This window comes from Streptomyces sp. NPDC127068 (genome assembly GCF_042724695.1).
Classification (GTDB): Bacteria; Actinomycetota; Actinomycetes; order Streptomycetales; family Streptomycetaceae; genus Streptomyces.
The window spans coordinates 17,211-37,567 of record NZ_JBHXEN010000065.1 but is presented as its reverse complement, the minus strand read 5'-3'; the positions used below and the strand labels follow the sequence as shown (position 1 = coordinate 37,567).

The window sequence follows — 20,357 nt, the reverse complement described above, 5'->3', positions numbered from 1 at the left end:
GCGTGGGGCCACCGTGCTCGGGGTTGGCCGGAACACTGCGCCGCTGGTCACAGCCCCGCTACCGATCTGCCCCCTCTCATCCGGATCTCAGGAGGGGCTCCTACTGTTACGTCATGACCCAGATGACGCCGCCCGGCTGGTACCCCGACCCCGGGCAGACAAGTGACGGGCCGCCGACCGAACGATGGTGGGACGGCACCGCGTGGACGGAACAGACCCGGGTGCTCGGCGCATCGGGTGCGTGGGGTCCCCCGACCGCCCCGTCCTGGCCCGTGGCGCCCCCGACCTCGAAGCGGCGCAAGGCGATACGCGCGGCGATAGGCACCGTGGTCGCGCTCGCCGTGCTCGGCGGCCTCGCGGGTGGGGTGTACGCGCTGACGCTGGACGACGACGGGGACGACGACCGCACAGCGCCGGCCCCCACCGCCTCGTCCGCCACCCCGGAGGGCACGCAGCCCCCGGAAGGCGCGCAGCCGCCGGGCGGGGGGCCCGAGGACGCCGTGCCCAGCACGCCGGACGGGCCCGGTGGGCCGGGCGGCCGGGACGGCGGGGGTCCGAGCGGACCAGGGGTGCCGGAGCAGGGGGCGCCCCCCTTGGAGAAGGGGTACGCCACCGACCTGGCGAGCGGCATCAGCCTGCCGGTCCCCAAGGGGTGGACCGGCCAGTCCTCGCCCGTCGGGGCGCAGGTGACCACCGGGCCCTACAAGTGCCCGGGCGACACCAAGAACATGTGCGCGCGGGCCGGCGCGAACTCGGGTCCGGCGAAGGCGTTCAAGCGGAACCAGTCGTCGGCCGAGGCGATAGCGAAGGCGGACATCAAGCAGGCGGCCGAGGAGGCGTACGGGAAGAGTTCGTACGGTGGGATCACCTCGCACACCGAGGTGGCCGCCCGGTCGGCCACCGTCGCGGGCGGCAAGGGGTACCTGATCCGCTGGAAGGTGATCACCGAGAAGGGCGACGACGGCTACGTGCAGACGCTGGCCTTCCCCTCGCCGCGGGACAAGGGCCAGTTCGTCGTGGTGCGGTTCGGTTTCGACGTGAACGACAAGGCGCCCGCGCTGTCCGTGATGGACGACATCACCAAGGGCATCAAGAAGGCCGCCAAGGGGTCGGGCAACGGTCGGCCGGCCTGATCGTCGGACCGGGAGCCGGACGGGTCCCGTGTGGAGGGACCCGTCCGGCCCGGGGTGCGCGCCGCCCCCGTCCCCACGGTGCGGCGCTGACGGGCCGCCGCGGGTCATCCGTCCCCGGCGGCCCGTCGCTCACGGAGAGCGGTCGGCCGTGACCGCTCCGTCGAGGCCGAAGGCGGGCAGGATCACGGCGTCCACCAGCCTGACCAGGTACTCCGGATCGGCGAAGCGGCCCTCCAGCTGGGGGCGGACCCGGGTGACGCCGAAGAGCAGGGCCGCGACGTACTCCGCGGCCGGGTGCCCCGCCCGGATCTCGCCCCGGTCCACGGCCCGGGCGAGCATGGCGTCGAGGGCCACCAGTTCCGGTTCGACCAGCGCCTCGCCCAGTGCCTGCTGGAGCTCCTGGTCCTGGAGCGTGGTGTGGCCGAGGGCGTGCAGCAGTCGGGTGTCGTCGCAGGACTCGGCGCCGGCCGCCCGGGCGGCGGCGCGGAGGTCCCCGGCCAGGCTGCCGGTGTCGATGCCGGCGAAGCGGGGGCAGCGCTCGGAGCGCAGGGCGGCGGCCACGAAGCGGGGTTTGGTGCCCCACTGGCGGTAGAGCGTGGACTTGCCGCACCGTGCGCGAGCGGCGACGCCCTCCATGGTCAGCGACTCGTACCCGCACTCCCGGAGCTGGTCGAGCGCGACGGCGAAGAACTCCCGCTCCCGCTCGGGGCTGATCTTCGAGCGGCGGGCCGGAGCCGCTGCCCGCGGTGCTGGTTCCCCCGTGGTGCCCGTCGTCATCGTGGCTCCGTCTCCTTCCGCGCGTGGTGCGCGTCGCGCCGCTCCCCGGACCGGTCCCGCTGCCGTGGCGGTAACGATCCGGCGACCCCATCGATACGTGAGTGTACCGATACGGGCCCGTATCGGTACACTCACGTATCGATGGGGTGGCGCGCGGCCGGCCCGTGCCCGGGCTGCGCGGCACGTGCGCCGCCGCACCGCCCAGCAGGTCTCACACGAAGGGGCAGGGAATGGACTCCCGTACCGGGGCATCCCGGCCGGAGCCGCAGCGAGCGCTCCGCCGACGCCCCCTGCCCCGCCCGGGGGTGCAACGATGAACGCCACCGCCGTCGCCGTCGTCCTCTCCCTGCTCTCGGCCGTCGCGTACGCCTCGGCCGCCGTCACCCAGGAGCGGCTCGCCGCGCGGAGCCGGGACGAACGCCACCTCCGGGGGCTGCTGGGCGCCCGGGTGTGGTGGGGGGCCGTGGCGCTCAACGCGGGCGGCGCACTGCTGCACGTCGCCGCCCTGCGGTTCGGTCCGCTCACCCTGGTGCAGCCGCTCGGCGCCCTCACCCTGGTCGCGGCGGTGCCCCTGGGCGCCCGGCTGGCCGGGCGACGGGTGGGCCGGCTGGAGTGGCGGGGCGTCGCCCTCACCCTGGCCGGGCTCGGCGCCCTGACGTTCGCCGCGTCGGGGCCGGCACCCGAGGACGCCCTGTCGCTGGGCGAGGCGCTCGGCGTCGCCGGGGTCACCGTCCTGCTGCTGGGCCTGCTGGCGTGGCCCGGGGCCCGGCCGGGGCTACGACACGCGACCGCGTCCGGCATCGCCTCCGGGGTCGCGTCGGCGCTCACCCAGACGGTGACCGTCGCCGCCACCGCGACGGCGGCCGGACTGCTGAGCACCCGGGTGGCCGTGGTGGCCCTGCTGGTCGCCGGCTTCGCCTCGGCCGGCCTGCTGCTCGCCCAGACCGCCTACCGCCACGGGCTGGGTGCGCCCCTCGCGCTGCTCACCCTCGCCAACCCGGTGGCCGCGTCGGCGATCGGGATCGCCCTGCTCGGTGAGGGGTTCCGGGGCGGCACGCCGGGGCTGGCGCTGGCGCTGGCGCTGGCCGGCGCGGTGGTCGCGGCGCGCGGGGTCCTCGTGCTCAGTCGGGCCTCCGCCGGGCTCCGGGACACCGGGCCGGGCGCCTCCCGGGTCGTCGTCTCCGGCGGGACGGTGCCCCGCCCCGGCCCGCGGAACGGACCGAGCAGCGCCGCGGACGCTCCCCCACCCCTGACGCCCGCCCCCTGACGGGCCGTCCGGACCCCGTACGCCCCGGCCGCCGGGGTCGACAACGGCCCCTCGCAGCCCACTCGGTACGGTCGGACCCGGCACGATCACCAGTACGGGAACGACGGGGGCACGGCATGGACGAACGCCGGGAGGAGCACGGGCGTCACCAGCGGCGGCGGGGCAAGGACAGGGCCTCGGGGCGGTACCGGTCCCGGCGGGACGGGCCGCCGGAGGAGGAGAAGGACGGCTGCTGCATGACCGCCATGGACACCTACGTCGGCCACTACTACTGCTGTCCGGCGAACTGGTTCCCGGTGCTGGTCCTCCTGGCGCTGCGCCCCGGCTCGACGAAGGGCACGACGGGCCGTCGCGCGCACCGCACCGACCCGGCCGCGCGCCGCCCGTCGGGGCCCGTCGCGGGCGTGCTGTACGCGGCCGTCGTCCGGTACCGGACCGAGGTCAGCCCGCGGCTGCCCGCGCGCTGCCCGTACCGTCCCTCCTGCTCCACCTACGCGGTGCAGGCGCTGGGGCGGCACGGGGCGGTGCGGGGCGTCCGGTTGACCGTGGGCCGGCTGCTGCGGTGCCGTCCTTCCCGGGCCCGGCGCCGGGGCGCCATCGACCCGGTTCCGCCGGTCGACTGAGCCGGTCGCGCGCGGCTACCGGAGGTAGGCCAGCCCCGGGTGCGCGCGGGCGTACCCGTCGACCAGTCGGCGCGCGACGGACACCGAGTCGACCAGGGGGTGCAGGGCGAACGCCTTGACCGCACCGGCGCGCGAGCCGGCGTCCGCCGCGGCCATCGCCTCGCGCTCCACCGCCTTCACCCCGGTGACCAGGGCCAGGGCGTGGGCGGGCAGCGGGTCCACGGGCAGCGGGTGGGCGCCCCGGGAATCCACCCGGCAGGGCACCTCGATGACCGCGTCGGCGTCCAGTCCGGCGAGGGTGGAGCGGTTGCGGACGTTCAGGACGAGGGTGGCCCGTTCGTCGCGGGCGATGGCGCGCATCAGGGCGAGGGCCACCGTCTCGTAGCCGCCGGACTCGGTGAGGGACGCCTCGTCGCGTTCGCCCGCCCCGGCCGCCTCCCGGCTCTCCGCCATGTACGTGGCCTCCCGTTCGGCCCGGACCTCGTCCCAGGTAGCGAGCGCCGGGACGGTCGGGTCGGCCGCGCGGGCGTAGAAGCGGGCCTGCTGCCCGTGCAGGAAGGCCCCGCGGGTGAGGTCGGCCTGCTGGTAGGCGCGCACCGCCTCCCGGTTGAAGTAGTAGTAGTGCAGGTACTCGTTGGGGACGCAGCCGAGTGACCGTAGCCAGTCCGCGCCGAAGAGCCGGCCCTCCTCGAAGCTCTCCAGGAGCGCCGCGGACGTGAACAGGCGCGGCAACTCGTCCTTGCCGTCCACCCGGAGCCCGCGGAGCCACCCCAGGTGGTTCAGGCCGACGTAGTCGACCTCGACGGTCGCCGGGTCGGCGCCCAGCGCCCGGGCGACCCGGCGCCCCAGCCCGACCGGTGAGTCGCAGATCCCGATCACCCGGTCGCCGAGGTGCCGGGACATCGCTTCGGTCACCAGCCCCGCCGGGTTGGTGAAGTTGATGAACCACGCGTCGGGGGCCACCTCGGCCACCCGCCGGGCGATGCGGTCGACGACCGGCAGGGTCCGCAGCCCGTAGGCGATGCCGCCCGCGCCCACGGTCTCCTGCCCGAGGACCCCTTCGGCCAGGGCGATCCGCTCGTCGGTGGCGCGCCCCTCCAGTCCGCCGACGCGGATCGCGGAGAACACGAAGTCGGCGCCGCGCAGCGCGGTGTCGAGGTCCGTGGTCACCCGCACGCGCGGGGCGTCGGTCGTCGCGGAGGTCGCCGCCTGGTCGGCCAACACCCGGGCGATGGTCCGCAGCCGCAGCGGGTCGGTGTCGTACAGCACGACCTCGTCGACCCGGCCCTCGCCACGGTCCCCGAGCAGGGCTCCGTACACCAGGGGGACCCGGAACCCCCCACCGCCCAGAACGACCAGTCTCATCGCGCCACCGCCCTCGTGTTCCGACCGCATCCTATGCGTCCGGGGCGCGTGCGCCGGGGGCCGCCGCGGGCTCGCGGTCCGGGTGCGTGCCGGGCCCGCACCCGGACGGGCGGGCTCAGCCGGTGGTCGCGAGCGTCGGGGCGCCGAGGGCCGCGGAGAAGCGGTCGAGCACCTGGGTCACCGCCTCCGCCGCCTCGGGCGCGAGGGTGAGGCTGTCGTCGGCCTCCACGGTGATGTGCCGGTCGAGGGTGAACCACCCCTGGACGATGTGGTCGGCGCCCATCGAGTTGAGCACCGGCCGCAACGCGTAGTCGATGGCGAGCACATGGGCGTTGGTCCCGCCCGTGGCCAGCGGCAGAACGGTCTTGCCCTCCAGGGCGTACTGCGGCAACAGGTCCAGCAAGGACTTCAACAGCCCCGAGTACGCGGCCTTGTAGACCGGTGTCCCGATGACGACGCCGTCGGCCTGCGCGAAGAGCGAACCGGCGTGGACGATCGCGGGGTGCGCGAAGTCCGCTCCGAGCAGCGGCTCGGCGGGCAGGGTGCGCACGTCCAGGGCTATGACCTCGTGTCCCTGGTCCCGCAGTCGGGCGTCCAGGTGCCGCAGCAGGCGGGCGGTACGGGAAGTGGCGGAGGGACTGCCGGAGACGGACAGAACGGTGGCCATGGGAGTTCCTTCGAATCGAGAGTGCACGAGCGAGCGGGTGGCCCGCACGTCCCGCCCGCCGGAACGCGACCACGGGGCGGCGCGGGGCGGTGGACGAGGTGCGGGCACGAACGGCCCGGGAGCGCGCAGCGGTGGGAGTTCCCGGGACGAGCGGGTGGGGAGGCGGTGGCCGGTGTGCTCGCGCACGGACCGGGAGGCGCGGTGCTGGCTGGCCCCACAGGGGGCGCGGAATCCTGCCGTGGAGAGCGTGCTCACCCGGGGTCGCGGGGACCGCGAGCGGCGTCGGGGCCGGCGGTCAGGGGCGACAGAAGGAGCTGGCGACGCGGGCGAGGTCGACGTGGCGTCGCCTCGTGAGTTCCTGTCGTTGCCGCATGCACTCGATCAAATCAGGCGTGGTCAAGACGGTCAAGGCCGGTCGCTGCGGGGGAAGTCCCGCAGGTGACGCAGGCCACGGCGGGCGCGGGCGCCCGCGCCGCCCCGGACGGCACGGACGGGTCCGGAACCCGGCTGAGCAGAAGGACGGACCGGGGGATGAACCGAAGGCCGTGGGCGCCCGTACTGGAGGGCGGTGCGACCGGGCCGCCCGCCGGTCCGCAGCCCCGCACCCGTACCGGGCCCACTGGGAAGGACGTTCGGGTTGAGTCACCCCCTGCACCCGCTCCGGCGACGGAACCCCGACCGCCCGGCACCGGTCCCCGGGGCCGACGGCGCGGCGGGGACGCCGGACGCCACGATCGGTGGCACGTCCGCGTCCCCGGGCGCCGGCTCCGGCCGGGCCCGGCGGATCGCGTCCGCCGTGGTGACGGGGGCGGCGGTCGTCCTGGTCCTGGCCGGACTGCTGTTGCCGCCCCGGCTCGACGGAGTGGACTGGCGGTCGTTCGTCCGGCTACCGGTCGAGGCGGTGTTCGGGGCGGCGCTGTTCCTGGTCCTGCCGGACCGGGCACGACGTGCCGCGGCCGTGCTCATCGGGCTGCTGCTCGCGGGGACGGTCCTGCTCGGTGCGTTGGACCTGGGCTTCAGACAGTCGCTGGGACGGGACTTCGACCCGGTCCTGGACTGGATCCTCCTCGACGACGGACTGGCCTTCCTGAAGGACTCGGTGGGTCGGACGGGCACGGCCCTGATCGGTGCCGCGGGGGCGGCCCTGGTGCTCCTCGTACCGGCCCTGATGGTGTTCTCGGCGCTGCGGGCCAGCGCCCTGCTCGCCCGGCACCGGGCGGCGGCGGCCCCCGCGACGCTGGTCGCGGGCACGGTGTGGACCGTGTGCGCGGCGCTCGGCGCCCAACTCGCCGGGGCTCCGCTGGCCGCGCGGACGACCTCGGACGCGTTACGGGGCCGGGTCGCCCAGGTGAACGCGACCCTGGCCGACGAGGAACGGTTCGCGCGGGAGGCCGCCGTCGACCCGTACGGGGACGTCCCGCCGGAGCGGTTGCTCACCGGGTTGCGCGGCAAGGACGTGCTGTTCGTGTTCATCGAGAGTTACGGGCGCGGCGCGTTGACGGACCCGGCGATGGCCCCGCAGGTGGGGCGGGTCCTGCGGGAGGGCGGCGAACGGCTGCGCAGGGCCGGCTACGGGGCCCGCAGCGGGTTCCTCACCTCTCCGACGACCGGCGCCGGCAGTTGGCTGGCGCACTCGACGTTCCTGTCCGGCCGGTGGGTGAACAACCAGCAGCGGTACCGCAGCGTGACCAGCAGTGAGCACCTGACGCTGACCGGGGCGTTCCGCAGGACGGGCGCCTGGCGCACGGTCGGCATCATGCCCGGGGTGACGCGTGCCTGGCCGGAGGGCCGGTTCTACGGTCTCGACCACGTCTACGACTCGCGTGAACTCGGCTACCGGGGGCCGAAGTTCAGTTGGGCGCCGGTACCCGATCAGTTCAGCCTGGCCGCGTTCGAGCGACTGGAGCACGGGCGGGCGGGGCGGGGTCCGCTGATGGCGGAGATCGTCCTGGTCTCCAGCCACAACCCGTGGGCGCCGCTCCCCCGGATGCTGCCCTGGGACGGGCTCGGCGACGGCTCGGTCTACGAGGGGCTCCACGCACGGGGCGAGGACCCGCGTGCGGTGTGGAAGGACCCGGAGCGCCTCCGTACGGAGTACCGGCGTTCCGTGGAGTACTCGTTGACCAGTCTCCTGTCGTACCTGGAGCGGTACGGCGACGAGGACACGGTGCTGGTCTTCCTCGGGGACCACCAGCCGGTGCCCGCGGTGGTGGGCCGCGAGGCCTCCCGTGACGTACCGGTGTCGGTGGTCGCGCGGGACCCGGCGGTGCTCGACCGCATCGCCGGCTGGCGGTGGACGGAGGGGCTCGTCCCCGCGCCCACCGCACCGGTCTGGCGCATGGACGCGTTCCGGAACCGCTTCCTGGACGCCTTCGGCCCCCACCGCACGGGCGGGGGCCCGTCCTCCGCAGGGCGGAGGGAGGAGGGGAGGGCGGGCGCCGCGGCCCCCTGACCGGTCGCGACGCCGCCCTCCCGGGTCCGGCTCAGCCGTCCGCGGGGACGGCTCGCAGGTGCCGTGCGACGGGGCGGCGGGTGACGCCCCGCCGTACCGGGCGCGGTTCGGGGGCTCGACGCGGTTCGCGCAGGACCAGCGTCAGCCGGGAGAGTCCCAGGGCCTGGAGCGTGCGCGGCGTCTCCCCCACGACCCGGCAGTAGGTCTGCCCCCAGCGCGGGTCGGGATGCGTCAGCGGGCGCAGCGCCCCGTCGTTGGCGACGGCGTCCAGGCCGACGGCCCTGATCCAACGGGGCAGTCCGTCCCGGAACGCGGCGTCCATGATGGGGTCGTCGGCGATGGCCCGCCGGACCGCCCACAACTCCTCGTCGTCCGGGTGCCGTTCGATGGCCTCCGTGAAGTGCGCCAGCATGGGGAGGCACCAGCTCGTCTCCCGGTCCGCCAGCACCGATCCGGCATCCGGATGGAACAGGACGAACCGGAGGAAGTTGTCTCCGGGCATGGCGGTCGGATGCGGCGCCACGGCACCGAACAGCGCGTCGAAGGCGTCGTTCGCGTGGACGACGTTCCAGCGGTGGTCGAGAACGAGGGAGGGGAACGAAACAGCATCCAACAGTGCGGCGTAGTCCTGGAGATAGGCCCGGCTCTCCGGCTCGGGCCCCGTGCTCCCCCGGACCGGTAGTCGGCGCCCGTTTGCCTTGAATGCCATCGGGTGGTCACCCCTCTTACGGCTCTGACGGCGAGCGCTGGTCGTGCGACACGGCATCAGGGACCGAAGGAGGACCAAGGCAGGACCAAGGTCCCTCAACACCGCGTGATGATCGTGCTACTCCGTCCGCGCACATGTCAACTATCGTGGCATTTACAGTCGGTTGACGGCTGAATCGCGCCACAGATGTGGCGCGCTCTGGCCGCCCGACGGGTCGACGGGCTAGCCTCTGGTGCTGTCCATGGCACGATGCCGGACAGCGACGTCCAGGGCCCGCACACCGGGGCCCGTGCGCCGTGCGCCCGGCACCACCGGAGAGCCCCCGGCGGACCGCGGCGGTTCCCGTGCGGACCGCCCGTACGCGCCGTCCGGCTCTGCCGGAGCGGCTGAGGGGGGTGTGCTCGTGATGGATGTCGGTCCTGTTCGACCTGTCGGTTCTAGGAGACCTTCGGTGACGGATGGCTTCTCGGTACCGGGTGGCGCCACCCCCTCGGGTTCACTGCCCGGCGTCCTCACCCGGGTCCGCGGTCTCGCCGACCGGCTCGGCGTGTCCCACGCCGAGGTGTTCGACGTCACCCGCCTCTCGGTGGCCTCGGGAGTGCCCGAGGCGGTCGTCAAGGACCTGCTGTCCGGCCGCCCCGGCGGCGAACCCGACCTCCAGGCCCGGTTCCTCCAGCGCTTCGACCTGCTGCGGCGGACCCGACTGAAGCCGAACGGACGCCGCTACACCCAGCAGGAGATCGCGGACGGCGCCAAGATGTCCCGCCAGCAGGCCGGGGCCCTGATCAACGGCGACCGGCGGCCCACGATGGAACACTGCGCGGCCATCCAGCGCTTCTTCGGCGTGCACGCGGGCTTCCTCTCCGCCGAGGACGCCGACGCCCTCGCCTTCGCGCTGCAACTCACCGAACAGGAACTCCTCCAACGGGCCGCCGTCCACGAGAGACCCGCCCGGAAACGCCGACCGGCCCGCGGCTCCCACCGACCGGACGGATCGAGCGGACCGGGCGGACCGGACGGACCGGATTCGGGCGGCCAGCTCCGCACTCCGGGCCGCCCGCACGACGGGCTCGACGACCCGCAGGACCCCGACGGCATGGACGACGCATTGGAACGTCTCCTCCAGGACCACGGCGTACGCGGCATCGCCTGGCGGGCCGCCCAACTCCCCACCGACAAGCACCGCGACAAGGTCACGGAGTGGCTGGACATGCTGCTGGAAAGCGTCAAGCCGCCCCACGGCCCCACGGAGCCCTGATGCGTGCCCGGGTCAGCAAGGACATGCGCAGGCTGTGCGGCGAACTCATCGCCGAACTACCGCCCGAGGTCCCCGGCGGACCCGGCGACGTCCTCACCGCCCTGTGCGCGGCCATGAGCGTTCGGCGCGGGCGGCCGGTCAACCACCGGATGGCGGCCTTCCCTCCCGGGACCGCGAGCGGACTGTGGCTGGACATGGCCGACCAGGACCTGATCGTCATCGAGGAGCGCACCGCCCCGGACCACCAACTGGTGATCCTCGGACACGAGTTGTGGCACATGACGGCCGGCCACAGCCGGCGGCAGGTCGACGGGGACGGCACCGGGGTCGCCGCCCGGCTGCTCGCCGGCGGAGTGGACCTCAAGGACACCGTCCTCAAAGTGGCCGCGCGCAGCCGCTCGCACGCCGCCGAGGAGGAGGAAGCCGAGAGCTTCGGCCTGCTCCTGGCCAGCAAGTGCCGCCCCTGGCTGGTGGGCACCCCCGGACGGGGCCCGGTGCCCAGCGAGGGGATCGCCGCCCGGATCGAGGCGTCCCTCGGCTACCGAAGGCCCCAAGGCTGAGGACGTGAACGGGCCGGACTACTACCTCCCCGCGGCGGCCACCGGGTTCGCGCTCGCGCTCAAGATCCCGGCCCTGGTGCGCAACTGGCGCGACCCCCTGCTGCGGTCCGTCACCGCACTGCTCGCCCTCGGCACCTCGGTGTTCTTCTTCTCCGCCCCGCCGACGATCGTCCGGGTCAACCGGCTCACCGGGGTCCCCAACATCTCCGCGCCGCTCGTCTACGTCCTGCTCTCCGCGTTCAGCGCCTCGTGCCTGGTGCTCATGGTCAACTGGCGGGGCGGGCCCGCCGAGGCCACCCGGCGCACCTCACGGCTGTGGATCAGCGGATACGCCGCGGTGAGCCTGGCCCTCATCGCCCTCTTCGCCCTCGGGGACGCGCCCGTGGAGCGGCTGCGGGACCTCGACACGTACTACGCGAACACCCCGTACATCCGCGAGATGATCGTGCTCTACCTGACGGGGCTGACGGTCGCGGGCGTCGCGATGGCCTGGCTGTGCCTGCGCTGGTCGCTCCAGGTGCGCGGACTGCTGCGCGCCGGTCTGATCTGCATCGCCACCGGGTACCTGTTCAACCTGGCCTACGCCACCACCAAGTTCACCGCCGTGTTCGCCTGCTGGTCGGGACGGACCGACCTCGACGGGCTGAGCACCGACACCGCTCCCCTGCTCGCTTCGGTCGCGGCCGGGTTCACCGCGGTCGGCTTCTGTCTGCCGCTCGCCTTCCAACGCCTCACGGACCGGCTGGAGATCTGGTCGACCTACCGGCGGCTCGGCCCGCTCTGGCACGAGCTGCGCGGACTCGGCCCGCACGGGGGGCACCCGCCACGCCTGGTCTGGTGGCCGTCCGTCGAACTGCTCGTCATCCAGCGCGAGTCCGACATCCACGACGGGATGCTCTGTCTGTACCCGTACTTCGACGGCCGGATCCGCGCCGGCGCCTACGCCGCCGCCGTACGGGACGGCAGCGGACCCGACCAGGCGCACGCCGTCGCCGACGCGGCGATGGTGACCGCAGCGGTCCGGGCACGCGCCGCCGACCCCGAGGGCGCCGCTCTGGAGCACGACGCCGCGGCGCCGCCCGCCGCGTTGTCCGGTGAGGGCCCGCGGGACCTGGTGCGGATGTCCCTGGCGCTGCGCCACTCTCCGGTGGTCGCGGCGGCCCGCAGGGCCGACTGTCCGTCAGCGGACTGACTCCGTCGTTCAGGCGCCGGACCCGCGGGGCGGGGGCGGGTCCGTCGCCCGACCGGGGCCGCACGGGGCCGTTGCGGGCGTGGAGCGGACGGGTTGTCAGTCGCAGGGGGCAAGCTGGTGCGCGCAGTGCCGTGTCCAGCCGATCGCACGATCCCCGACACTCAGGGAGACGACCGATGCCCACCGCCGTGATGACCGACAGCGAGCGCTCCGCGGTCCAGGCGTACCTCCGCCTGCTGCACACCGTACGGGCGGTCCTCGACGCGCCGCCCGGACCGGCCCGGCCGGTCGTCGTCCCGGCGGGGGTGCTCGCCGAGGCCGAGCGGGCGCTGGCCGCCGCCGGTCTGGTCGGCAACGAGCGGGAGTTCTTCACGTTGTTGCACGGGGCCTGTTCCCGGCACGGGTGAGTCCGCACCGGAAACACCGGGGAGCACGGCCCCCTCCCGCGGACGGATCACGGGTGGCGGGTCCGGGCGGACAGCAGGACGGCGAGGAGGCAGGGGATCAGCAGCAGGACGAACGCGGTGGCGTAGCCCGCGGAGCGGTCCGTACCGACGGCGAGGCAGATGTTCAGGGCGGCCGAACCGATGCCCAGGACCGAGATCTGTCCGAGGTTCTGCGAGGTCTGCATCGCACCGCTGGCGTAGCCCTGCCGAGCGGCCGGGCTGTGCGCCAGGGACAGCACGGTGAGCGAGGGGGCGACCAGTCCCATCCCCAGGGCCGCCACCGGCATCGCCGATGCGGCGAGGACCGGCGGGAGCGAGGGGACCGTTCCCACGGCCGCGACCACGACGGCCAGGGCGAGCACCACCGCGCCCACGGAGACCAATCGGTGCCGTGGCCAGCCCACCAGGAGGTGTCCCTGCACCCAGGACGCGGCGGCCCAGGCCAGGGCGGCGCTGGTGAAGGCGAGGCCGATCATCAGGGGCGGTGCGTCCCGGTCGGTGACGAGCATCAGCGGCACCAGCGCCTCCAGGGTGAAGAACACCCCGGACCCCAGCCCGCGCAACAGCACCGTCACGGGCAGTCGGCGCGCGGCCCGGAAGGTTCCCGGCGGCAGCAGCCGCGGGGTGAAGGCGACGAGCAGGACGAGGCCGCCGCCCGCGAACAGCAGGTGCCACGCGTCCCAGCCCGACACACCGTACTGGGCCAGCGCGGCGCCGACGCTGACCGTCGCCGCGAGCAGCAGCGGGGGCCGGGTCGCCTCGACCGCCTCCGCCGTGGGGGCGGTCGACCAGGACACGCCGCGCAGTACGGCCACCACCGCGAGCGCCGGGATCAGGGTGAGCACGGCGAGCCCGAGGAACACCGTGCGCCAGGACCAGAGCTCGGCCACCACCCCGGCCAGTGGCGGCCCGATCAGCGAGGGCACGATCCAGCAGGTACTCATCAGCGCCAGGGCACGCGGGCGCAGGGCCGGGGGGTAGGACTGGCCGATCGCGGTGTTGACCGCCACCGCCACCATGCCGGCGGCCACGCCGTCGAGGAACCGCCCGGCGGCCAGGTGCCAGATCGAGGTGCTGACGCCCGAGACGACCAGGGTGACGACGGCCAGCGCCATGCCGGCGGCCAGGGGGCGGTGGGCGCCGGAGCGGTCCGCCCAGTGGCCGCCCAGGACCCCGCCGAACAGGCTCGCGGCCACGAAGCAGCCCGCCACCAGCGGGAAGAGACGCACTCCGTCCAGGGCTTCGGCTGCGGTCGGCAAGGTGGGGATCACGGCGAGCGCGGCGAGACCGGTCAGGAACATCACCGCCGCGAAGGTGGTGGTGGCCGCCCGGTACGTCGGGGAGAACAGCTTCTCGGGGGCTTCGACGGGGCGCTCGGGGTCCGAGGGGGCGGACTGCTCGGGCGGGGTCGGGTGGGTCGACGAGCGCTGGGCGTCATGGGTCACGAGCGGACAAGGTAAGCGAACGGGGTGACCTGCGCCACTCCTTTTCCGTGCGCCCGGCGTACGGACGCACCGGCGCGAAACGGAATGCAACCGACCGCCCCCTGAATGTGTCTGAACTGTCGTCGTCGAGCCGTGACTTGATCGGTTCCGTGGGCAAACCCCCGCGATTCAGCTGCTCGACGTGATCGACTCGCACAACTCCCGGTACGGAGAGGGATTCTCATGAACACAGGCATGGCCGTAGACAGCGGGCAGAACGGACGGATCGGGCGGCGGGCCCACGAAACGGGAGGAAAGGCCGGGGGCGCCGGGCGGGGGCGCACGGCCGTGGTCAGCGTCGTGGTGGCCGGGGCGCTGACCGGGTCCGTCCTCGTCGCCGCGCCCGCCGTCGCCGCGCCGGCGCCCGCCAAGGTGGTGTACCTGACCTTCGACGACGGCCCGGGCGTCCACACGCCCAAGGTGCTGGACCTGTTGAAGCAGTACGGCGCCAAGGCGACGTTCTACCAGAACGGGGCCAACGTCGCGGCGAGGCCCGCCACCACCAAGCGGGCCCACCGGGAGGGCCACAGCATCCAGAACCACACCTGGTCGCACGTCGACCTGCGGACCGTCAGCGCGGCGACGTTCAAGTCCGAGGTGAACCGGACGGACGCCGCGATACGCGCCCAGACGAACACGACGCCCACCTGCCTGCGCCCGCCGTACGGGGCGGTGAACCAGACGGTCCGCGACCGGGCGGCGGCACTGCGCAAGGGGATCCGGCTGTGGTCGGTGGACACCCAGAACTGGGCCCGGCCGGGGCGGGCCGCGATCGAGTCGCGGGTCCTGAACAACGTCCGCAACGGGTCCGTGGTGCTGCTGCACGACGCGGGCGGTGACCGCAGTCAGACCGTGGCGGCGCTCCCGAAGATCCTCAAGACGCTCAAGGCCCGGGGTTACACCTTCGGCAAGCAGACCTGCTGACGTCGGACGGCGCCCGGCAGCACTTCGGCGGGGTCAGCCGGTGGGCGGCGGGGGCAGCTCGGTGCCGTGCACCCAGGCCGCGAACAGGTCGTCCAGCGGCCGGTCCGCGTACTGGGCCGCGTGGGCGGCGAACGCGGCGGTGCTGACCGCGCCGCCGCGGTGCCGGGCGGCCCACCCCCGGAGCATCCGGAAGAACGCCCCGTCCCCGAGTGCGCGGTGCAGTGCGTGCACGGTGAGGCCGCCCCGCTCGTAGAGCCGGTCGTCGAACATGTGCGGGCGGCCCGGGTCGGCGAGCAGCAGGTCCCGCGGGCGGGAGGCGAGCATCCGGTGGGCGGCCCCGGCCAGTTCGGTGGTGGTACGTCCGCCGGAGCGCTCCGACCACAGCCACTCGGCGTACTTCGCGAGTCCTTCGTTGAGCCAGATGTGTCGCCAGTCGGCGATGCTCACGCTGTTGCCGAACCACTGGTGGGCCAGTTCGTGGGCGATGAGGCGTTCCGAACCCCCGGCGCCGTCCACGTGGTTGGTGCCGAACAGCGACAGGCCCTGCGCCTCGACGGGCACGTCCAGTTCCTCGTCGGCGATCACGACGGTGTACTCGTCGAAGGGGTACGGGCCGAAGAGTTCCTCGAACAGGTCCATCATCCCGGGTTGCCGGGCGAAGTCCCGGGTGAACTTCGGGAAGAGGTGCGCCGGTAGGTGCGCGGTCTGCGGGACGCCGAGGGTCGGATCGCCCAGCAGGACCGTCCGGAACCTGCCGATGGCGAGGCCGACGAGGTAGCTGGAGGTCGGTGCGGACTGCTCGTACACCCAGGTCGTGGTGCTGGCCCTGGCGACCCGGCTGAGCAGCCGTCCCCCCATCACCACGGAGTACGCGGACGGGGTGGTCACGGAGACCAGGTAGGACGCCTTGTCGGCGGGCCGGTCGTTGCAGGGGAACCAGGACGGTGCGCCGATGGGTTGGCTCGCGACGAGGGCGCCGTCGGTCAGTTCCTCCCAGCCCAGGCCGCCCCACGGGCTCCGCACCGGCTTCGGGTTGCCGGACCACTGGACCTCGACGGTGAACGCGGCGCCGGCCCGCGGGACCTTGACCGGGCGCAGTCGCAGCCGGCCGCCGCGGTGCGTCCAGCGGGGCTGTCGTCCGTCGACGCGGACGCGGCCGATCCGGAAGTCGTTCAGGTTGAGTTGGAACTCCGCGAGGGCCGCGGGTCCGGCCGTGGCGGTGATCCGGGCGCTGCCGGCGAGCCGGTTGGGGTCGGGTCGGTAGTCGAGGGCGATCTCGTAGCGGTGCACCCGGAATCGGGGGTCGCCGTGCCCCGGGAAGTACGGGTCCGGGTCGGGGAGCCGGTGGCCGCTCGCCGCCGGCTCGCTCCCCGCGCGGGGCCGGTGGTGCGGCGGCGGGCCGTTCAGGGCCGCCACGCTTCGATCGGGTTGCCCAGCCAGCGGGAGTCGGCGGGCACCGACTCGCCGGCCATGACGAGGGAGGCGGGCCCCACGCTGGTGCGGGCGCCGATGGTGCTGCCGGGCAAGGCGATCCCGTTCGGCCCGAGGGTGGCGCCCGCCCGCAGCTCCACCGTGTCGGTCCGCAGGATGCGGTCGTGGAAGAGGTGCGTCTGGAGGACGCAGCCGCGGTTGACGGTGCTGGCGAGGCCGAGGGTCACCAGATCGGTCTCGGGCAGCCAGTAGCTCTCGCACCAGACGCCCCGGCCGATCCGGGCGCCGAGGGCCCGCAGCCAGAGCGTCAGCAGGGGCGTTCCGGGCACCGAGCCGGCGAGCCAGGGCACCGCCACGACCTCCACGAAGGTGTCGGCGAGTTCGTTGCGCCACACGAAGCCGCTCCACAGCGGGTGTGCACCGGCCCGGTGCCGTCCGACGAGCAGCCACTTGGCGAGCACCGTCACCAGGCAGGCGGCGAGGCCCGCGGCGAGCACGACCGCTCCGGACAGGGCGACGGCGGTCCAGGCGCCGAGGGCGGAGGTGAGGGCGCTCAGCGCGGCGAGGGTCAGTACGGCCAGGGCGACCGACTGGAACACGGGCACCAGGCGGCACAGTTCGACCAGGGCGCGCGCCCACAGCAGTCGGGCGGGGGGATCGTAGGTGCGGCTGTGGTCGCCGTCCTCGGTGGCGCGCGGCAGCCGGACCGGGGGGAGCCCCAGGTACGAGCTGCCCTTCTTGGCCTTCTTCGGGGTGGCGGACAGCACGCCGACGAGTCCGCCGTCCGGAACGCGGCGGCCGGGTGCCGTCATGCCGGAGTTGCCGAGGAAGGCCCGGCGGCCGATCCGGGCGCGGCCGATGCGCACCCAGCCGCCGCCGAGCTCGAACGGGGCGGTGAGCGTGTCGTCGGCGAGGAAGGCGCCCTCGCCGACGGTGGTGAGGCTGGGCAGGGCGAGGACGGTCGACACCTCGGCGCCCCGACCGATCCGCATGCCGAGCAGCCGCAGCCAGACGGGGGTGATCAACCCGGCGTACAGGGGGAAGAGGGTGTCGCGGGCCAGGTCCATGAGCTGGGTGACCGTCCACGCCTGCCATCCGGTGCGACTGTGGGCGGGGTGGACGCCGGTGCGCAGGCCGAGGTTGAGCAGCCGGACGGCGACGAGCAGCAGCAGCGCGTATCCGAGGCCGAAGGCCAGCGCCGCCGGGACGACCGCGAGCAGGGCGTCGTCCAGGGCCTCCGGCAGGGTGGCTGCCGGGTCGATGAACGCGCCCGCGACGAGGAGCGCGGGCAGGGTGGGGAGCAGGGGGAGCAGGAGCAGGGCCGAGCCGGTGGCCCCGTACATGGCGCGCCAGTGCGGGGAGCGGGGCGGGCGGGTGTGGGGCCAGTCGCGCTTCGCCTTGCCGAGTTTGACGGCGGGGGCCCCGGCCCAGCGCTGCCCGGCGGGCACCCGACCGGTGACGGCGGAGCCGGGGGCGATCTCGGCGCGCTTGCCGATCCGGGCGCCGGGGAACAGCAGGCTGCGGGTGCCGATCACGGCTCCGGCGCCGACCCGGACGGTGCCGATGTGCAGTCGGTCGCCGTCCAGCCAGTGGCCGCAGAGGTCCACCTCGGACTCCACGGCGCAGCCCCGGCCGAGCCGCAGCAGTCCGGTGACGGGGGGCAGGGAGTGCAGGTCGACGTCGGTGGCGATGCGGGCGCCCAGGGCACGGGCGTACCGCTGGAGCCAGGCACCGGTGAGGGCGGTGGCGCCGGTGTGCTCGGCGAGGCGCTCCGCGGTCCACAGTCGCAGGTGGACGGAGCCCGCGCGCGGGTGGGTGCCGGGGCGCACCCCGTGCAGCAGCAGCCGTGCGCCGCCGGCGGCGAGGGCGAGCCGGCCGGGCGGGGTGAAGAGGGCGGCTGCTGCGGCGAGGACCAGCCACCAGGGGGCGGTGGGGGCCCAGGGATAGGGCCCGAGGGAGTGCAGGACGTTGCCGAGGGCGAACAGCGCCACGCTCCACCGCAGCCCGGTGACGGTGAACAGGGGGAGCAGCAGCAGGGTTTGCAGGACCTGGGCGCGCCGGGGCACGGGGGCGACGGTGCGGGCGGCGGCGGTGACGCGGGCGGACCGTTCCAGGCGTCGGGCGAGGGTGCGCAGCACGGGCTGCTGGTAGACGTCGAGGACGGCGGCCGTCGGGTAGCGGCTCCGCAGTCGGGTGATGAGGCGGGCGGCGGCGAGGCTGGTGCCGCCGATGGCGAAGAAGTCGTCGTCGCGGCTGGTGACGGGCACGCCGAGGGCCCGGCTCCACTGCTCGGCGAGCCAGGCTTCGGCGGGGGACAACGTCCCTGCGGGGGCCTCGCGGGGGAGCCCGGGCAGTGGCCAGGGCAGGGCGTCGCGGTCGACCTTGCCGGAGGTGCGGGTGGGCAGCCCTGGCACCGGGGCGAGCAACGGCACCAGGGCGGCGGGCAGTTCGGTGCGCAGCCGGTTGAGGGCCGCGGTCCGGTCCCAGTCGTCCGCGACGACGAGGTAGCCGACGAGGAGTCGGCTGCCGCCGGGGGCGGTGCGGACGGCCGCCGCGGCGGTGGTGACGCCGGGCAGCGCGGACAGGGCGGCGTCGACCTCACCCAACTCGACGCGTCGGCCGCCGAGTTTGACCTGCTCGTCGCCCCGGCCGAGGAACACCAGTCCTTCGGGTTCGGCCCGGACGAGGTCACCGCTGCAGTAGGCGCGCGGCCAGCCGAGGGAGTCGAGCGGTGCGTACTTCTCGGCGTCCTTGACGGGGTCGAGGTAGCGGGCGAGTCCGGCGCCGCCGATGACGAGTTGTCCGGTGGCGCCCATCGGTACGGGCCGCCCGGTGTCGTCGACGACCGCGAGTTCCCAGCCGTTGAGGGGCAGGCCGATCCGGACGGGTTCCGCGCCGGTGAGCAGGGCGGCGCAGGCGACGACGGTGGTTTCGGTGGGCCCGTAGGTGTTCCACACCTCACGGCCCTCGGTCACCAGTCGCTGCGCCAGCTCCGGCGGGCACGCCTCCCCGCCGAAGATGAGGAGCCGGACGTGGGTGAGGGTCTCCGGTTCCCACAGGGCGGCGAGGGTGGGCACGGTCGAGACGACGGTGATCTCCTGGGCGGCCAGCCAGGGTCCCAGGTCGACGCCGTCGCGGACCCGGGAGCGGGGTACGGGGACCAGGCAGGCGCCGTGGCGCCAGGCGAGCCACATCTCCTCGCAGGAGGCGTCGAAGGCGACGGACAGTCCGGCCATGACCCGGTCCCCGGGGCCGATCGGGTCGTCGGTGAGGAACAGGGCGGCCTCCGCGTCGACGAACGCGGCGGCGGAGCGGTGGGTGACGGCCACGCCCTTGGGGGTGCCGGTGGAGCCGGAGGTGAAGATGATCCACGCGTCGTGCGCGGGCGCGGGTCGGGGTGCGGGCGCGGTGCGTCCGGTGGGGTCGCGTCCGGGCAGCGGGACGCGGTGCGTGAGGTGGTGGCCGGCGCCGATCACCGCCCGTACGCCGGCCTCGGCGAACACCAGCTCGGCCCGTTCGTCGGGGTCCTCCGCGTCCACGGGTACGTACGCGGCTCCGCTGGCCAGGACGGCGAGGATCGCCACGTACAGGTCGTTGGTGCCGGACGGGACACGGACCCCGATCCGGGTGCCGGGCCCCGCCCCCGCTTCGGTGAGGCGGCGCCGGAGCCGCTCGACCTCCAGGGCCAGGGCCCGGTAGGTGAGTCGGGTGGTGCCGTCGTCCAGCGCGGGTTCCCCGGGGTGGCGGCGCACGGACGCGTCGAGCACGTCGATCAGGGTGCGGGCCGGGGCCGCGGGGCCGGCGGTGAGGACGGCCGGGACGCCCGCCCCCGGCGCGGTGGACGGGGAGTGTTCCCGCCCGACGACGAGGCCGTGGTTCCCCGGGGTCGTGGCCGGTGTCGTGGCTGCCATCGGGTCCTCGCGTCTCGCTCCCGGAGCGGTTCCCGGGCGGTCGGCACACCCTGCGACCCGCCCGGTTCGTTGCGGTCCATCACTGGACGACCAGGCACAGCCTAATGGCGTCGAGGGAATTCCTCTCTGCGAAAGGGATTCAAGAGCGGACGGAATAC

General features: G+C 74.5%; 17 protein-coding genes. 9 read left to right on the top strand and 8 right to left on the bottom strand.

Annotated elements, in window-relative coordinates:
- Positions 1–113 precede the first annotated feature (113 nt).
- The gene (locus ACFWIA_RS30780; RefSeq protein ID WP_387010537.1) at positions 114–1,133 is read left to right on the top strand and encodes a DUF2510 domain-containing protein; all 1,020 of its coding nucleotides are present in this window, start codon (positions 114–116) and stop codon (positions 1,131–1,133) included.
- A 129-nt stretch (positions 1,134–1,262) separates the two neighbouring features.
- Here ACFWIA_RS30780 and ACFWIA_RS30775 read toward each other — a convergent pair whose 3' ends face one another.
- The gene (locus ACFWIA_RS30775; RefSeq protein WP_387010536.1) at positions 1,263–1,910 is read right to left on the bottom strand and encodes a TetR/AcrR family transcriptional regulator; all 648 of its coding nucleotides are present in this window, start codon (positions 1,908–1,910) and stop codon (positions 1,263–1,265) included.
- Between the two features lie 313 nt (positions 1,911–2,223).
- On the opposite strand from ACFWIA_RS30775, the gene ACFWIA_RS30770 reads away from it, so the two are divergent.
- Together ACFWIA_RS30770 and yidD are read left to right on the top strand one after the other, a co-directional pair.
- Positions 2,224–3,177: a hypothetical protein gene (locus ACFWIA_RS30770; RefSeq protein ID WP_387010535.1), complete on the top strand. Its 954-nt coding sequence runs from the start codon at positions 2,224–2,226 to the stop codon at positions 3,175–3,177.
- Positions 3,178–3,293: 116 nt separating this feature from the next.
- Positions 3,294–3,800: a membrane protein insertion efficiency factor YidD gene (gene yidD / locus ACFWIA_RS30765; RefSeq protein WP_387010534.1), complete on the top strand. Its 507-nt coding sequence runs from the start codon at positions 3,294–3,296 to the stop codon at positions 3,798–3,800.
- Positions 3,801–3,815: 15 nt separating this feature from the next.
- On the opposite strand, the gene ACFWIA_RS30760 is transcribed toward yidD, so the two are convergent.
- From ACFWIA_RS30760 to ACFWIA_RS30750, 3 genes are all read right to left on the bottom strand, one after another.
- The gene (locus ACFWIA_RS30760) at positions 3,816–5,165 is read right to left on the bottom strand and encodes a 6-phospho-beta-glucosidase (RefSeq protein WP_387010533.1); all 1,350 of its coding nucleotides are present in this window, start codon (positions 5,163–5,165) and stop codon (positions 3,816–3,818) included.
- Between the two features lie 115 nt (positions 5,166–5,280).
- Complete coding sequence (gene ssuE / locus ACFWIA_RS30755) at positions 5,281–5,832, bottom strand: NADPH-dependent FMN reductase (RefSeq protein WP_387010532.1); 552 nt, start codon at positions 5,830–5,832, stop codon at positions 5,281–5,283.
- Between the two features lie 295 nt (positions 5,833–6,127).
- Positions 6,128–6,205, bottom strand: coding sequence for a putative leader peptide (locus ACFWIA_RS30750; protein ID WP_385491244.1), 78 nt, complete (start codon positions 6,203–6,205; stop codon positions 6,128–6,130).
- A 264-nt stretch (positions 6,206–6,469) separates the two neighbouring features.
- Here ACFWIA_RS30750 and ACFWIA_RS30745 point away from each other — a divergent pair, with 264 nt between their 5' ends.
- On the top strand, positions 6,470–8,284 hold the full coding sequence (locus tag ACFWIA_RS30745) for a sulfatase (protein ID WP_387010531.1): 1,815 nt from the start codon (positions 6,470–6,472) through the stop codon (positions 8,282–8,284).
- 31 nt (positions 8,285–8,315) lie between these two features.
- Here ACFWIA_RS30745 and ACFWIA_RS30740 read toward each other — a convergent pair whose 3' ends face one another.
- Positions 8,316–8,993, bottom strand: coding sequence for a hypothetical protein (locus ACFWIA_RS30740; RefSeq protein ID WP_387010530.1), 678 nt, complete (start codon positions 8,991–8,993; stop codon positions 8,316–8,318).
- Positions 8,994–9,444: 451 nt separating this feature from the next.
- Here ACFWIA_RS30740 and ACFWIA_RS30735 point away from each other — a divergent pair, with 451 nt between their 5' ends.
- The 4 genes from ACFWIA_RS30735 (at position 9,445) to ACFWIA_RS30720 (ending at position 12,410) form a co-directional block, all read left to right on the top strand.
- A complete protein-coding gene (locus tag ACFWIA_RS30735; RefSeq protein WP_387010529.1) occupies positions 9,445–10,251 on the top strand; it encodes a helix-turn-helix domain-containing protein in 807 nt (268 codons plus the stop codon).
- Positions 10,252–10,274: 23 nt separating this feature from the next.
- Complete coding sequence (locus ACFWIA_RS30730; protein ID WP_387010546.1) at positions 10,275–10,811, top strand: toxin-antitoxin system, toxin component; 537 nt, start codon at positions 10,275–10,277, stop codon at positions 10,809–10,811.
- A gap of 4 nt (positions 10,812–10,815) precedes the next feature.
- Positions 10,816–12,003, top strand: coding sequence for an MAB_1171c family putative transporter (locus ACFWIA_RS30725; RefSeq protein WP_387010528.1), 1,188 nt, complete (start codon positions 10,816–10,818; stop codon positions 12,001–12,003).
- 176 nt (positions 12,004–12,179) lie between these two features.
- Positions 12,180–12,410 (top strand): hypothetical protein, encoded by a 231-nt coding sequence (locus ACFWIA_RS30720; protein WP_387010527.1) that lies wholly within the window; start codon positions 12,180–12,182, stop codon positions 12,408–12,410.
- 47 nt (positions 12,411–12,457) lie between these two features.
- On the opposite strand, the gene ACFWIA_RS30715 is transcribed toward ACFWIA_RS30720, so the two are convergent.
- Complete coding sequence (locus ACFWIA_RS30715; RefSeq protein ID WP_387010526.1) at positions 12,458–13,894, bottom strand: MFS transporter; 1,437 nt, start codon at positions 13,892–13,894, stop codon at positions 12,458–12,460.
- A gap of 234 nt (positions 13,895–14,128) precedes the next feature.
- On the opposite strand from ACFWIA_RS30715, the gene ACFWIA_RS30710 reads away from it, so the two are divergent.
- Positions 14,129–14,857 (top strand): polysaccharide deacetylase family protein, encoded by a 729-nt coding sequence (locus tag ACFWIA_RS30710; protein ID WP_387010525.1) that lies wholly within the window; start codon positions 14,129–14,131, stop codon positions 14,855–14,857.
- Between the two features lie 33 nt (positions 14,858–14,890).
- Here ACFWIA_RS30710 and ACFWIA_RS30705 read toward each other — a convergent pair whose 3' ends face one another.
- Together ACFWIA_RS30705 and ACFWIA_RS30700 are read right to left on the bottom strand one after the other, a co-directional pair.
- On the bottom strand, positions 14,891–16,147 hold the full coding sequence (locus ACFWIA_RS30705) for a M1 family metallopeptidase (protein WP_387010545.1): 1,257 nt from the start codon (positions 16,145–16,147) through the stop codon (positions 14,891–14,893).
- A gap of 113 nt (positions 16,148–16,260) precedes the next feature.
- On the bottom strand, positions 16,261–20,199 hold the full coding sequence (locus ACFWIA_RS30700; RefSeq protein ID WP_387010524.1) for a Pls/PosA family non-ribosomal peptide synthetase: 3,939 nt from the start codon (positions 20,197–20,199) through the stop codon (positions 16,261–16,263).
- Between the last annotated feature and the right edge of the window lie 158 nt (positions 20,200–20,357).